The following is a 13,390-nucleotide window of genomic DNA, read 5'->3' on the forward strand; positions in this document are numbered from 1 at the left end:
GGCATCGGTGTCAGTCAAGGACGCGCGGAACGGACTGCTGGCTGAATACTACGGGGCCGCCGGCCGCGCCTACCCTGCCTACGTTTCGCTGGTCCTGCTTCCAGCCATGGTCCGGGCCTGCCGGAGCAACCTTCCGGGCTTAATCAGGGTGGCGGCATTGCTGCTGGTTCTCGGATCGGTTGCCATTGGCGCGAGTCTGTTGTTCCCGGTGTTCCCACCGGCGCTTGACTCAGTGGAGTTTGTCATCAACTACACCGCCGTCCTTTGCTTTGTCATCGGGCTGGCGCTGATCTGGCTAGCCAAGCTGCGGTCCGGGTTGAATGAGCCTGGGAAAAAGACTTCTACCGCAAAGTAACCCTGCGTGCTTTCACAAAATCATTAGACGTGGCACAATCATGAATGTGTGAAGTTGGGTGCCGGTGTTCGCGAACGGGGATAGTTTTCTGGACGCCGGGCCCGTTGAGTCTTTGCATTCTTTGGGGGGATGAGTGGTGGCGGGCCGTTGGGGACCGCCCCCACTCAGCCATTTGACGGCCAGACAGCATTACTGCCCCGCCCGGGTGCTGACACACCCGGGTGCTGGCGGAACAGTTGGCATCCATGCCTCACCTACCGCGCGAACCTCAACGTCACCAACTGGAACGGGCGCAGCAAAAGTTCCACCGATTGCTCTGCCGCGGCAGCGTTGACCCCGGGGGCGTCGATGATCCGCTCCAGTAGGTCTGTGGCCTGAACGACTGTGACCGGGAAGTTGGCCGTGAGTACGCCGGCGGACCGCTGCCCCAGGGACTCGTAGAGGCGGACTACAACGTCGCCCGAACCGTCCTCGGCTAGCTTGACCGCCTCGATAACCAGGGCCGGGTTGTCCACGGCGAACAGCGGCTCCGCGCCGCGCGCGCCCTTGACCAGCCGGGGCACAAGGTTGGTGCGGTACCCCTCCTCCACGGCTTCGGCGATTCCGGCACCAGGGCGGATGGTTACGGTCAGTTCCTGGTGGCCGCGGTCCGACGTCGGGTCCGGGAACTTCGGTGCCCGCAACAGGGAGAGACGCACCGAAGTGGTAGTCCCGCCGTCGGAATCCCGCACGCTCCTGGTGACATCGTGTCCGTAGGTGGCAGCATTGGAAATCGCAACACCGTAGCCGGGCTCGGCCACGTGGATCCAGCGGTGCGCGCAGATCTCGAATTTGGCAGCCTCCCACGAGGTGTTGACGTGGGTGGGGCGGAAGACATGACCGAACTGGGTCTCCGAGGCGGAGCGGTCGGCCCTGACGTCCAGCGGGAAGCCCAGTTTCAGCAGCTTCTCGCTCTCCTGCCATTCAACGGCGGTGGTGATGGTGAGGGAGCCACTGCCGGCCTCCAGCGCGATCCGCTGGGTGACCGGTGACGAGCCGGCAACCCGGTCAACCACCACAACCGCACTGGGTCCGGCATGCTCCAGCCGGATGGCCTGCGCTGCCGTCAGCGCCGTGACGTTGCGGCGGTAGAACTCATCGATGTCCCAGGCGTCCCACTGGTTGGGCGTGTCCCGGTGCAGTTCCAGCAGGTTGCCGCGCGCACCTGGAGCGATGGCTTCGCGTCCCGTGGCGTAGTCGGTCAGGGAGGCAAGCAGGCCATCGGCATCCAGGACCGCCCTGATGATGCCGTTGTCCAGCACATAACCGCCATCCACCGCGGTTGCCTGAACCGGCCGGCCGGTCGGCGAAAGCTCTGCGGCCGCCAATGCCGGAACCCCGTTGCGCGCGTGCGGTGCGGCGTTGAGCTGGAAGGTACGCGATCCCTCGCCGAGGAGCGCGGCCGCAGCCTGCCCAATGAGGGTTTCGAGGCTGGCGCTGATGGCGGCGTAGTTACGTTCCGCGTCCTGGTGGACCCAAGCGATGGAACTGCCGGGCAGGATGTCGTGGAACTGCTGCAGGAGCACCAGCCGCCACAGCCGCTTCAGCTCTGCTGCCGGGTACTCGAACGAACCGGGGCTGCGGACGGCAGCGGTGGAGCACCAGAGTTCGGCCTCGCGAAGCAGGTGTTCGCTGCGCCGGTTGCCCCGCTTGGTCTGGGCCTGGCTGGTGTACGTGCCGCGGTGGAGCTCCAGGTACATCTCCCCCACCCAGACGGGCAGGGAGGAATGCTCGTCCTCCGCCTGGGTGAAGAAACTCTCGGCGGAACCCATCCTGACTTTGGGCGAGCCTTCGAGGTCCGCGGTGCGGCTGGCGGCCGCCAGCATTTCGCGCGTGGGCCCGCCGCCGCCGTCGCCGTAGCCGAACGGGACTAGCGAACTGTTGCCGTGCCCGTGGTCGCGGAAGTTGCGCTCGGCGTGCGCCAGTTCGCGTCCGCTGAGCTCGGCGTTGTAGGTGTCTACGGGCGGGAAGTGCGTGAACAGCCGGGTGCCGTCGATGCCTTCCCAGTTGAAGGTGTGGTGCGGCATGCGGTTGACCTGGTTCCACGAGATCTTCTGCGTCAGGAACCAGCGGCTGCCCGCCGACTTGACGATCTGCGGCAAGGCCGCGGAATAGCCGAAGGAATCCGGGAGCCAGGCTTCGCGGCATTCGACGCCGAACTCGTCGAGGAAGAAGTTCTTGCCCTCAATGAACTGCCGTGCCATGGCCTCGCCGCCGGGCATGTTGGTGTCCGACTCGACCCACATGCCGCCCACCGGGACGAACTGACCGGCCTGGACCTTTTCCCGGATCCGGCTGAAAAGCTCGGGGTAGAACTCCTTCATCCAGGCCAGCTGCTGGGCTGACGAGCAGGAGAACACAAAGCCCGGATCCTCATCCATCAGCGCCACCACGTTGGAGAACGTCCGGGCACATTTGCGGATGGTTTCACGCACCGGCCAGAGCCAGGCGGAGTCGATGTGGGCGTGGCCCGTAGCCACCAATTGATGGGCGGAAGCGTAGGCGGGCCTGGACAGGACTTCCGCCAGGGTTGCCCGACCGGCGGCGGCGGTGCCCGGGACGTCGTCGGGATCCATCCGGTCCATCATGCGCTCCAGCGCACGCAGGATCTCATGGCGCCGCGGCTGCTCGGTGGAGAGTTCGTGCATGAGCCCTGCGAGGGTCCAGATGTCCTGCTGTAGTTCCCAGACTGTCTGGTTGAGTTCGGCGATGGCGATCCTGCCCAGCCGGTACTGCGGCGCCGTGCCTGATGTTGCCTTATCCCCGTAGGGTGTGGCGGCGAAGGTCCAGCCTTGCGCCATGTCCGGATTGGCGGCCGCTTCAACGTAGAAGTCAACGGACATGCCGCTGCCCAGGAGTTTCAGGGGAATGTACTGGTTCCGGGGCGAAATCGCCTTGATGATGGTGCCGTCCGGGCGCCAGGCGATTCCCTCGCACTGGAATCCGGGGGCTTCGTTGATGAAGCCCAGGTCCACCACGATTTCCACCGCGGTGTCCGGGCCGGTGCCCCACGCCTCCGGGACGTCGCCCTGCAGGCGCAGCCACTTGGTGCCCCACGGTTTTCCCCATGCGGCACCGTGTTCCTGCGGCTCGAAGTGATTCCGCAGTGCATGCATCACGGACACCGGTTCGCCGGGGGCATCCCAGCTGCTCAGGTTCAACGGAACGGTGCGGGCGTAAACGGCGGGAATGATCCGCTCGCGGACAAACCGGTCCAGGCGGACTTCGGTGATCCGGCGGTCGTCATGCAATGTAAACCCTCTTAGGTGCTTGAACTGGAGTACTCGGATCCGGACCAAACGTGTCCAATCGATGGATAAAATCTACCGGCTAGTAGCTCAATAGCCAAGCGTCACGGGAAATGTCCGCCGAACAGGCTGGCGCCGTTGTTATCCCGGCGCGTCCGCGCCTAATTCGGCCGTATCCTCTCCGCGAACCGGCCCCGGAACCTGCGCGCTAAACGTGCGGGACGGGCAGCGTTATCCTGCCCTGCCCGGCGTAGACATTCAGGCTCGTGCCCCGGCTGAATCCTGCCAGGGTCATGCCACTGGCCTCCGCCAGCTCCACAGCAAGGCTCGACGGCGCACTCACTGCCGCCAGTACGGGAATGCCCGCCAACGCTGCCTTCTGGACGAGTTCAAACGATGCGCGGCCCGAGACCTGCAGGACCAGCCCGGTCAGCGGAAGCAACCGCTCCCGCAGGGCCCAGCCCACTACCTTGTCCACGGCGTTGTGGCGTCCCACATCCTCGCGGAGGCACAAGAGCTCCACGCCGTCGTCGTCCGTTATGCGGAAGAGGCCCGCGGCGTGCACTCCGCCGGTGACGTCAAAAACGTCCTGGGCTTCGCGGAGCCGTCCTGGCAGGGAAGCCAGCACGTGGGCGGGCACGGTCAATGGATCCGCCGCCGGGCTGAAATGGGAGGACTTGCGCACTGCCTCGATCGAGTCCGTGCCGCAGATGCCGCAGGAACTTGAGGTGAAGACGTTCCGTCCTTTCGCAGGGAGTTCGACGTCGGGCCGCAGCTGGGCTTCCACCACGTTGAACGTCTGGACGCCGTCTTCGTCCTCGCCGGCGCAGAACCGCAGCGATACCAGCTGCTCGGGAGCCCAGATGATCCCCTCGGACACCAGGAAGCCGGCCACCAGGTCAAAGTCGTCCCCGGGCGTCCGCATGGTCACCGAGAATGACAGCGGACCAATCCGGATTTCCAGCGGCTCTTCGACCGCGAGGACGTCCTCGCGGTGGCGGACCGGGAACTCAAGGGCATTGGGCGAGCCATCCAAAACGTACTTGTGCACCTTGCGGCGCTGCGTCACGCGCCCCATCAGCGAACCGCCAAGCTGTCTCGAAGGGCCCCGTGGACGTTCCGGACCTGCCGGCTGGCGCTGTTCATAGGTCCATCATTGCACCACTGGCCGGGCTGCGGCGTACGGGGTTCCGCAGCACGGCGCCTAGCCAAGCAGGGCACTCCAGTCCACCGGACCGGCGGGCTTCGCAGTGTCCTTGCCAGCTGCCCGGGTGGCTGGTTTCGCGGCGGACCTGCTCTTGGTCTTACTGCCCGGCTGCTCGGGCGCGGGCACCGGCGGTCCCCACGGCAAGGCAAACGCCGGGACGGGTTCGCCCAGCTGCACCCCATGCGGCGGAACAACCATCACCCCGTGCGCCGACGCCAGTCCGCGCATCATCCCGGGACCCGTGTGCTTGGCCGGTGACGCCATCCCGTACAGAAGCCGGAAGGGCATCAGCCTGGTCCGGCCCGGTTCAGGCTCGATAGTGGTCCCGCACGGGACTTCCTGCACCGGCGGCATGGTGCCATGGCCCAGCGCGGCGAGCAGCGGTTCGCCCACCGTGGACAGTGCCATCATGGCGGCCAGCGGGTTTCCGGGGAGCCCCAGGACAAAGCGACCGTCGGGGAGTTCGGCCAGGACAGCGGGATGGCCGGGGCGCATGGCGATGCCGTCGATGACCAGCCGCCCGCCCAGTTCAGCAACGGCCCGGCGGAGGTGATCGGTGTCCGAGACGCCCGTACCGCCGGTAGTGATCACGACGTCGGCCGGCAGCGCGGAGGGGTCCGGAACTTCGGGTGGGAGGTCCGCCAGGCCGTCCAGCCACTCAGCGTAAGAGTCGCCGATCCGTTCCTGGCCGCCGTTGATGCCGCCAAGCATTTCCACAACGGCGGCGAGCTGCGGACCGAAGGTGTCCCGGACCTGTCCGGGGACCGGCAGCCCCTGGGCTACAACTTCGGAGCCGGTCAGCAGGAGCTTAACCACCGGCTTGCCCCGGACCAGCAGGTCATCATGCCCGGCCAGGGCCGCGACCGCCAGGTGGGCTGGGTTCAGTGTTACCCCGGCCTTGACCAGCACCTCTCCCGCGGCGGCTTCCTCGCCGGCCTTCCTGATGTGCTGGCCGTTCCCGGGCTCGCCGGGGCGGGCGGCGCCACCGGTCATCAGCAGCGGCAGGCCGTCGTCGTCCGTTCCAAGCACTGCACTTTCGCTGCGCAGGACAGCTTTGGCCCCGGGCGGGATCAGTCCGCCGGTGACGATGGGGCTGGCCTGGTGGGGCGCCAGCCGCTGGCCGGCCTCTGCCGCGATCCACGGACCGCTGCCGTTGACGGCCCAGCCGTCCATCGCAGACGACGCGTAGTGCGGCATGTCATGCAACGCAGTGATGTCGCTGGCCAGGACCCTGGCCAGGGCCTGACCCAGGGGAACCCGGCCCGGCGGAATCGGGGTGGCGATATCAAAAGCGGCCTTGCGCGCCTCCTCCCAGGTGTGGGCAAGGTGCTTTGCCGGGGCTGACTGCTGCTCGGGATTTTCGGATACGTCGCCGGGGGCGGCGGTCACTGAACGGGAGTCATTCGACGGGGGTCCCGGCAGATTCGGCGTCATAGTCAGCAGCGAGGGTGCGGGCACGGTCCATGGCGGCGGTCATCGCGGCAGCGTTCGTAGCCTGTCCCGATCCTGCAGCGAGGCCGGCGGCGAATCCGGCAATAAAGGTGGTGAGCGGGGCGGCCGGGCGGACCACTGAGTGTGCTGCCACGCCGGCCAGCGACAGAATGGTGTTGACGTCGATCTGGACGTCCTCCAGTTCATACGCCTGGAGCAAGGACCTGCACCACTCTTCCAGCGTCTCTTCCTGGCTTTTCACGCTCTGCCTCCCAAATCGTCTGCGGCAGTGTTGCCCCGGAGCCCGTTCAGGGGATCCGAACCGGCCACACCAAGTGCTGCGGCATCGTCCCAAGTGTCCACGTCAGCCGTGGAGCCGGCCGGAACGGCGACAAGCTGCACGTCCAGACTAGCAAGGAGTGCCCGCACCGACCCGTTGATTAAGCGTCCTGCGGTTTCCAGCTGGGTGACGGATCGTTGTAGCCCGGCTGTGCTATAAAAGCCAACCAGCGGCTGGCTACGGCCATCCTCCGAGACGGCCACCACGCCGTCCGGTTTCAGGCCCGAAGGCTTACCTGCGGCAAGTCCTGCGCCCGGTCCTCGTGAACGCAACGCAGCCTTCAGCGCAGCCACCGCCTGCCCCACGTTGGGCATGTCGCAGGCCAGCACCAGCGTCAGCGCGGGGCGGCTGCCGCCCGCAGCGGCCAGGGCCGCCAGCCCGGCCGCAATGGCAGCTGCAGGCCCGCTGAACGGCGGCTCTTCGCGGCAGCGCAGAAACCCGGCCGGCACTTTCCAGCCAGGCACTTCCGCAGTGTCCGGACCAACCACGACGGCGGCCCTGGCTCCCCCGGCAGCGGCCACGGAGCGGTGCAACAGGGAGTCGCCGTCGTACGTCAGGCTCTGTTTGGGCACGCCACCGAGCCGCGACGAACGGCCGCCGGCGAGGATGACAGCATCGAAGTTGAGGGGGTCAGTGTCCACCCTCCCAGCTTAACTGTGCGGGCTGGAATACTGTGCGGAGCTGGAACTAACGGCCGGCATTCAGGCGGCCCGTTCCGGCAGCAGGAACGGGTCCCAGGCCGGCGTGGGCTTCTCAAGTTCTTTGATCTGCCAGATGGTGCCATGCGGCGGTTCCGGAACAAACCTGAGCTTCCAGCCCATTTCAGCCGGCGTGTGGTCGCCCTTGGTGTTGTTGCACCGGAGGCACGCGGCCACCAGGTTCTCCCAGGAGTCGGCGCCGCCACGTGATTTGGGCTGTACATGGTCGATGGTGTGGGCACCTTTGCCGCAATACGCGCACCGGTGACCGTCCCGCCGCAGGACCCCGCGGCGGCTGACCGCGGTGCCCTGGTTGTATCTGGGGCGGATGTAGCGGTTCAGGAGAATCACGGACGGGCGGCCCAGGATCTCCTGCGGTCCCACTACAGGGTCATCGCCTTCGGCAATAACACTGGCCTTGCCCGTGAGCACAAGCACCAGCGCCCGGCGGAAGGTGACCACCGCCAGCGGTTCATATCCAGCATTCAGAACGAGAGTGCGCATGCACGTACCTCTTCGTGGCCGCACCCGTCAGGGGCACGAGGGCCGGCTGCCCCCGGCATATCCGGGCTATGGATCGACACCACAAGAGTAAACAAAGAATCCCGGGATCAACTAATTTCGGCCGTAGCGCCAGTCACGTGTCAGATCTGGACACGCGTCCGGGTCGCTGCAGCAGCCCTATAACAACAAAGGACCCCAGCCGTGAGGCAGAGGTCCTTTGAAGATCGACTTCGGTGCTAGGACACGCGAATGTAAACCGGTCCTGAACCAACGTTGGCGCTGAACACAACAGTCTGGTTTCCGTTGTAGCCGCCGTGAACGGCCTGGCCGTTGCCGGCGTAGACGGCAATGTGGGCTACGCCCGCGCCGCCGTCGGCGTAGTAGAGCAGGTCTCCGGGCTGAGCCTCGGCGGCGCTCACGGTCTTACCCAGGGACAGGTAGCCGGCAGGCCAGTCGCGGAAGTTGATGCCCACGGCGGCCAGGGCATTGGTCACCAGCATGGTGCAGTCCTGCGTCACACCCAGCTGGGCGTACGCAGCGGAGAGGATGGCAGCACCCTTGCCGCTGGCAGCGACCGGCGCCGAGGGAGCAGCCGGAGTTGCCGACGCTACCTTTACGGTTGCCGCGGCCTTGGCCGGAGCCGGAGCCGGAGCCGGAGCCGGAGCCGGAGCTTCGACAACGGGCGCCGGAGCCTCAACAGGAGCCGGAGTGGTGGTCACGGCAGGCTTCTCGTACGAGATGGCAATGGTGGAGGCGGCCGAAATGATGGCCGGCGCGGAAACCCCAACCTCAAGGTTCGAAGCGGAAGCAGCTTCACGCTGGACTCCGGAGTCTGCCGCGTTCGCAGCGATACCACTGGTCAGGACAAGGCCGGAAGCAGCAGCGATAACCGCGGCCTGGCGGCCCATGCCACCGGCGTTGTCGCCGACAGCCTTGGCAATGACAGCCAGCGAGCTGGTCTTAGTGACCTCGGCGCGGTGCCGCGCAACAGTTGCACGTGTAGTCATTAATTTCTCTCTTTCGTTTTCCTCAGGACCGCGTGGGCAGACCAGGGGTTTTGGACGCGCCGGCATCTTGGGGGTACGCCGGCTCGCCCCGAACGGGGATTTAGCGAAAAGTTTCCAACGAAGAATCGATTCCGCCAGCACAGGGCTGCAGGAACTGCTGGATGGCAGGACCTACGGGGCCAGCGTGAAGAACGCGGAGGAGCCCGTGGATGCCACGGAGTGGAGCAGGGTGCCCTGCGAAGGATTAAGTGCGCTGACCATCATGCCGTTGCCGACGTAAATGCCAACGTGGGCGCCGCCATTCTGCATAACCAGGTCACCGGGAGCCGGTGTGGCGGTGGGCCGCATGGCTGTCCAGGCATTGGTGCGGGGAATGCTGATGCCGGCCTGGGCGTAGACCCACTGCGTGAAGCCTGAGCAGTCCCAGCCATTGGGAGTGGTGCCGCCCCAGACGTAGGGGCGGCCGATGCCGGTGTAGGCAAGTGCTGCCAAACCCGAAGCGGCGGCTGAGGAGACAGTATCAGCGAGCTTGGAGGCGTCAGCGAGCTTGGAGGCCGCGGCCTCGGTTGCCGCAGCACCCTGAGCCCCGGTTTCGGAGGCCGTGGACTGCGCACGGACCGTTTCAACCTTCGGTGCCGCCGTGGTCTTGATCACGGGGCGCTCGAAGGAAACGGTAGCCGTGGGCGCCGCAGTTACGGCAAGTGCCGTCTGCGCGGAACCGGACTCGGTAGAGGCGGAAACACCGGCGGTGGTATCCGCGGCGTTGGCCGGAAGCCCCATGCTCAGGATCAGACCTGATGCAGCTGCGATAACAGCAGCCTGGCGACCTACGGTCCCGGCGTTGGCACTGACTGCCTTGGACACGGGGCCCAAGGGGTTGGTGCGAACCGGTTGTGCGCGGTGGCGCGCAGAATTATGGCGTGAAGACACGAAGGTAGCCTCTCCCAATGCCTGCGAGGTGAGCTGTCGGATTCGGATGGGAGTCACCCGGCCGCTCTGCTTCACAGTGGAAGCTTTGCGACTTAACCCCAAGGCCTTCAGAATCGAAGACCAAAATTGGTTCCCCCGCCCCTGCCAGACGATGTCATGCGAACGGACCTTGAGCGGTGGCAGAGCTAGGCAATCCACTCAAGAACGTCAACTTCGGAAAAGTTGACGCGCCTTAAACGTTACAGGAGTTCCGCGCCAATGTCACATTCAGGTCACGGCACGTCGCGGCGATTCGAGAGTTTGCCATCATTTGGTTCAGAGCCAGCCGCTGGGGTCAACGACTTCGCCGTTGACCTGGACTTCGAAGTGGAGGTGGCAGCCCGTGGACGCGCCCGTGGTGCCGCTGAGGGCAACCACATCGCCGCGGCTGACCGTCTGTCCCACCTTGATGCTGGCGGAGGAGAGGTGGTTGTAGGTGGTTTCAAGGCCATTGCCGTGGTCCACCACCACGCGGTTGCCGCCGCCGTACTGGTGCCAGCCAGCGAAGGTCACGGTGCCGCTGGCAGCAGCCAGGACGGAGGTTCCGCACTGCGCGGCGAAGTCCTGGCCACGGTGGAAGTCGCCGGAGCCGCCGGTGATGGGGCTGACCCGGAATCCGAAGGGAGAGACTGTAGCCAGCTGGGCCAGCGGCGAGCCGAGGCTTCCGGCAGAGGCGGCGCGGGTGATGGATCCCGCGGACTGGGCGCTCAGCAGCTGCTTCAGTTTGCCGTCGGGATCACCTTGGGTAACCACGGACGAGCGGCTGAAATCAATTTGGGCGGCGGCTTCGGCAGTGACTTCAGGCTGCGGAGCAGCGGAAACGGCAGACGCGACCTGGCCGGGTGCCGGAGTTGCCATCACGGGTCCGGTCACGGGAACCGTCACGGTGAGAGCCAGGCCTGTTGCTGCCAAGGCGATGCCGGCCTTCTGGCCAAGGCCACTGGCAGCGGCGAAATCCGTCATCTGCCGGAAGGGTCCCCGGCGGCGTCGTGCTTCCCGCTGTGGATCGCGGGGCCTCTCCGCAGTGAAATCCTCGGCCACTCTGGGCGCCGAAGCGGGACCCACCGCGCGACGGCGGCCCCTGGAGTATTGCGTGGTCAAGAATGTTCCTCTCTGGATAGCCTGCGAAGTTAGCTGTCGGATTCGGGTCAGAGAGTTCAAAGACCCGGTCCGCCATAACAAGCACTTGGCGCAGAGATATCCCGTGAGGATCCTTCGCTGGAAGAGGCTTGCTGCTGACGGACTTCACCCCAAGGCAGTCTTGCGACTACCGGTTGTGGTTCCCCCGCCTCTGCCAGTTGGTGATTCGTGCACCTGATCCGCTGGCAGAGCTCGGCTCCGGATCAGGTAACGCTTTTGTATCGACGCTGAGTTCCAACTATAGGCGATTAACTTGGGCAGTAACAATTCCGTTATATTTGCGGAACCTGGCGTCACTGCGCTATAGCGCGGCCCCAACGCGAGGAGGCCGCCGTCCCGTCAGCGAACGGAAACGAAGACGTGCGATGCCACTTCCGGGGGCAGCTCGAGCGCCCCTTCTATGCCCGGAACCCGCACGGAAATGTACTCCCCCACGCGCTCCAGGGACACCGAGGCGCCGGGCCTGATTCCGCCTTCGTCCAGCTGGACCAGCAGCTCAGGCTCCACCTGAATGGGCTCGGCCAACCGGCTGACCGTTACGTTCGACGCCGGCCCGTAGCCCTGCATCGCATCCAGGAGATTAATCACTCCGGCATCAGGCAGCGCCGACGCCGGCCCGCCCAGGGCCGCCAGCCCGGGGATGGGATTGCCGTAGGGAGAATCGGTGGGGTGGTTGAGCAATTCGTAGATGCGCTGCTCAACGCGTTCACTCATTACGTGCTCCCAGCGGCACGCCTCATCGTGAACGTAGGCCCAGTCCAGGCCAATCACATCCGCCAGGAGCCGTTCCGCCAGCCTGTGCTTGCGCATCACTTCCGTGGCGCGCTTCCGCCCGGCCTCGGTCAGTTCCAGGTGGCGGTCTCCGGAGACCACCACCAGTCCGTCGCGTTCCATCCGGCCGATGGTTTGGGACACCGTGGGGCCGGAATGCCGCAGCCGTTCGGCGATGCGCGCGCGAAGGGCAACGATGTTCTCTTCTTCAAGCTCCAAAATGGTCCGAAGATACATCTCCGTAGTATCGATCAGATCCGTCATCCAGCTCAGCTCCTCGAGCGCAGTACGTTGCGTTGTCCCACCGTATCGCGTCCAGCAGCGGCGAGGTCCGGTAAAAAGCTTAGCCTATTTTGAACTTGTCCGGATAATCCCCGGACAGGGCCCGGATGGTCTCATTGGCCGGACTATGACGGTGCCGGTTCCCGCCCAATCGAGGGGTTCAGGCAGAATAAAGGAGGTCCTTAATGCAGTCACTGCCGACTACCGGCCACCCCACCGTCCGGACGTGAGCGACGTCCATGCCGAAATTGGAGCCCCCGTGAGCGAAACCAGCATCACTATTCCTGCCGACCTCCTGCCAAAGGACGGACGGTTCGGCGCAGGACCGTCCAAGGTCAGGCCGGAGCAGCTCGAGGCGCTCTCAGCGGCGTCCAAGACCATCCTGGGCACCTCCCACCGCCAGGCTCCCGTCAAGAACCTCGTAGGCTCCGTCCGCGAAGGCCTCAGCCAGTTCTTCCGCGCCCCCGAAGGCTACGAAGTGGTCCTCGGGGTCGGCGGCTCTACCGCATTCTGGGACGTCGCCAGCTTCGGCCTGGTGGAGAAGAAGGCCCAGCACCTGTCCTTCGGCGAGTTCGGCTCCAAGTTCGCCTCGGCCACCAACAAGGCCCCGTTCCTGGACGCCTCCTCCATCATCACGTCCGAGCCGGGCACTCGCCCGGTATCGGCCGCCGAAGCAGGCGTGGATGTCTACGCATGGCCGCAGAACGAAACCTCCACCGGCGTCGCGGCTCCGGTCAAGCGCGTTGCAGGCGCCGATTCCGGTTCCCTGGTCCTGGTGGACGCCACCTCTGCAGCCGGCGGCCTGGACGTGGACGTCTCCGAGGCCGATGTCTACTACTTCGCCCCGCAGAAGAACTTCGCGTCCGACGGCGGCCTGTGGCTGGGCCTCTTCTCCCCCGCCGCGCTGGAACGCGCCGCCCGGATCAAGACCAGCGGCCGCTGGATCCCGGATTTCCTGGACCTCCAGACCGCCATCGACAACTCCAAGCTGAACCAGACCTACAACACGCCGTCGCTCTCCACCCTGGTGACCCTCGACGCGCAGGTGCAGTGGCTCAACGCCAGCGGCGGCCTGGACTTCGCGTCAGCCCGCACCGCTGACTCTGCCGGCCGGATCTACTCCTGGGCCGAGGCCTCCGAGTACGCCACCCCGTTTGTGGCCAAGGCGGAAGACCGTTCCAACGTCATCGCCACCATCGACTTCGACGATTCGATCGACGCGGCCTCGATCGCCAAGGTGCTGCGCGCCAACGGGATCGTGGACACCGAGCCGTACCGCAAGCTGGGCCGCAACCAGCTCCGGATCGCGACGTTTGTGGCCATCGAGCCGGCTGATGTCACTGCGCTGCTGGCAAGCATTGATTACGTGGTGGGCGAGCTGCGCAAGTAGCGCTCTCAC

At 65.7% G+C, this 13,390-nt stretch carries 11 protein-coding genes, 1 pseudogene and 2 riboswitches; of the genes and pseudogenes, 2 read left to right on the top strand and 10 right to left on the bottom strand.

Going from position 1 to position 13,390, the window contains the following annotated elements; genetic code table 11:
- Positions 1–355 (top strand): annotated as a pseudogene (locus DAD99_RS04565) (hypothetical protein); the annotation flags it as partial.
- 254 nt (positions 356–609) lie between these two features.
- On the opposite strand, the gene DAD99_RS04570 reads toward DAD99_RS04565, so the two are convergent.
- From DAD99_RS04570 to DAD99_RS04615, 10 genes are all read right to left on the bottom strand, one after another.
- On the bottom strand, positions 610–3,645 hold the full coding sequence (locus DAD99_RS04570) for a glycoside hydrolase family 38 C-terminal domain-containing protein (RefSeq protein ID WP_193340540.1): 3,036 nt from the start codon (positions 3,643–3,645) through the stop codon (positions 610–612).
- Positions 3,646–3,850: 205 nt separating this feature from the next.
- On the bottom strand, positions 3,851–4,720 hold the full coding sequence (fdhD, locus tag DAD99_RS04575) for a formate dehydrogenase accessory sulfurtransferase FdhD (protein ID WP_193340541.1): 870 nt from the start codon (positions 4,718–4,720) through the stop codon (positions 3,851–3,853).
- A 126-nt stretch (positions 4,721–4,846) separates the two neighbouring features.
- The gene (locus DAD99_RS04580) at positions 4,847–6,283 is read right to left on the bottom strand and encodes a molybdopterin molybdotransferase MoeA (protein WP_193340542.1); all 1,437 of its coding nucleotides are present in this window, start codon (positions 6,281–6,283) and stop codon (positions 4,847–4,849) included.
- Entirely contained in the window at positions 6,249–6,542 is a 294-nt protein-coding gene (locus tag DAD99_RS04585) for a DUF6457 domain-containing protein (RefSeq protein WP_185262640.1), read from the bottom strand. Before DAD99_RS04585 ends, DAD99_RS04580 begins: the two co-directional genes overlap by 35 nt.
- Positions 6,539–7,261, bottom strand: a complete 723-nt coding sequence (locus DAD99_RS04590; protein ID WP_193340543.1) for a molybdenum cofactor guanylyltransferase — start codon at positions 7,259–7,261, stop codon at positions 6,539–6,541. The genes DAD99_RS04585 and DAD99_RS04590 overlap by 4 nt, the downstream gene beginning before the upstream one ends.
- Before the next feature lie 60 nt (positions 7,262–7,321).
- Complete coding sequence (locus tag DAD99_RS04595; RefSeq protein WP_104062827.1) at positions 7,322–7,822, bottom strand: HNH endonuclease; 501 nt, start codon at positions 7,820–7,822, stop codon at positions 7,322–7,324.
- A gap of 236 nt (positions 7,823–8,058) precedes the next feature.
- Positions 8,059–8,829, bottom strand: coding sequence for an NlpC/P60 family protein (locus tag DAD99_RS04600; RefSeq protein WP_193340544.1), 771 nt, complete (start codon positions 8,827–8,829; stop codon positions 8,059–8,061).
- Between the two features lie 171 nt (positions 8,830–9,000).
- Entirely contained in the window at positions 9,001–9,693 is a 693-nt protein-coding gene (locus DAD99_RS04605) for an NlpC/P60 family protein (protein WP_309233200.1), read from the bottom strand.
- A gap of 70 nt (positions 9,694–9,763) precedes the next feature.
- A riboswitch (cyclic di-AMP (ydaO/yuaA leader) is annotated at positions 9,764–9,926 on the bottom strand.
- Positions 9,927–10,074: 148 nt separating this feature from the next.
- The gene (locus DAD99_RS04610) at positions 10,075–10,899 is read right to left on the bottom strand and encodes a M23 family metallopeptidase (RefSeq protein WP_193340546.1); all 825 of its coding nucleotides are present in this window, start codon (positions 10,897–10,899) and stop codon (positions 10,075–10,077) included.
- A gap of 3 nt (positions 10,900–10,902) precedes the next feature.
- Positions 10,903–11,146, bottom strand: a riboswitch (cyclic di-AMP (ydaO/yuaA leader).
- Positions 11,147–11,277: 131 nt separating this feature from the next.
- Positions 11,278–11,973 (bottom strand): metal-dependent transcriptional regulator, encoded by a 696-nt coding sequence (locus DAD99_RS04615; RefSeq protein ID WP_185262634.1) that lies wholly within the window; start codon positions 11,971–11,973, stop codon positions 11,278–11,280.
- Between the two features lie 277 nt (positions 11,974–12,250).
- On the opposite strand from DAD99_RS04615, the gene serC reads away from it, so the two are divergent.
- Positions 12,251–13,381 carry a phosphoserine transaminase gene (gene serC / locus DAD99_RS04620; protein WP_193340547.1) on the top strand — a complete coding sequence of 377 codons (1,131 nt, stop codon included), beginning with the start codon at positions 12,251–12,253 and terminating at the stop codon, positions 13,379–13,381.
- The last annotated feature ends 9 nt before the right edge of the window (positions 13,382–13,390 follow it).

This window comes from Pseudarthrobacter sp. AB1, assembly GCF_014926485.1.
GTDB lineage: Bacteria > Actinomycetota > Actinomycetes > Actinomycetales > Micrococcaceae > Arthrobacter.

Coding starts and splice junctions, on each gene's coding strand:
- fdhD (WP_193340541.1), bottom strand. CDS start 4,720: ATGGGGCGCGTGACGCAGCGCCGCAAGGTGCACAAGTACGTTTTGGAT.
- DAD99_RS04580 (WP_193340542.1), bottom strand. CDS start 6,283: ATGACGCCGAATCTGCCGGGACCCCCGTCGAATGACTCCCGTTCAGTG.
- DAD99_RS04595 (WP_104062827.1), bottom strand. CDS start 7,822: ATGCGCACTCTCGTTCTGAATGCTGGATATGAACCGCTGGCGGTGGTC.
- DAD99_RS04600 (WP_193340544.1), bottom strand. CDS start 8,829: ATGACTACACGTGCAACTGTTGCGCGGCACCGCGCCGAGGTCACTAAG.
- DAD99_RS04615 (WP_185262634.1), bottom strand. CDS start 11,973: ATGACGGATCTGATCGATACTACGGAGATGTATCTTCGGACCATTTTG.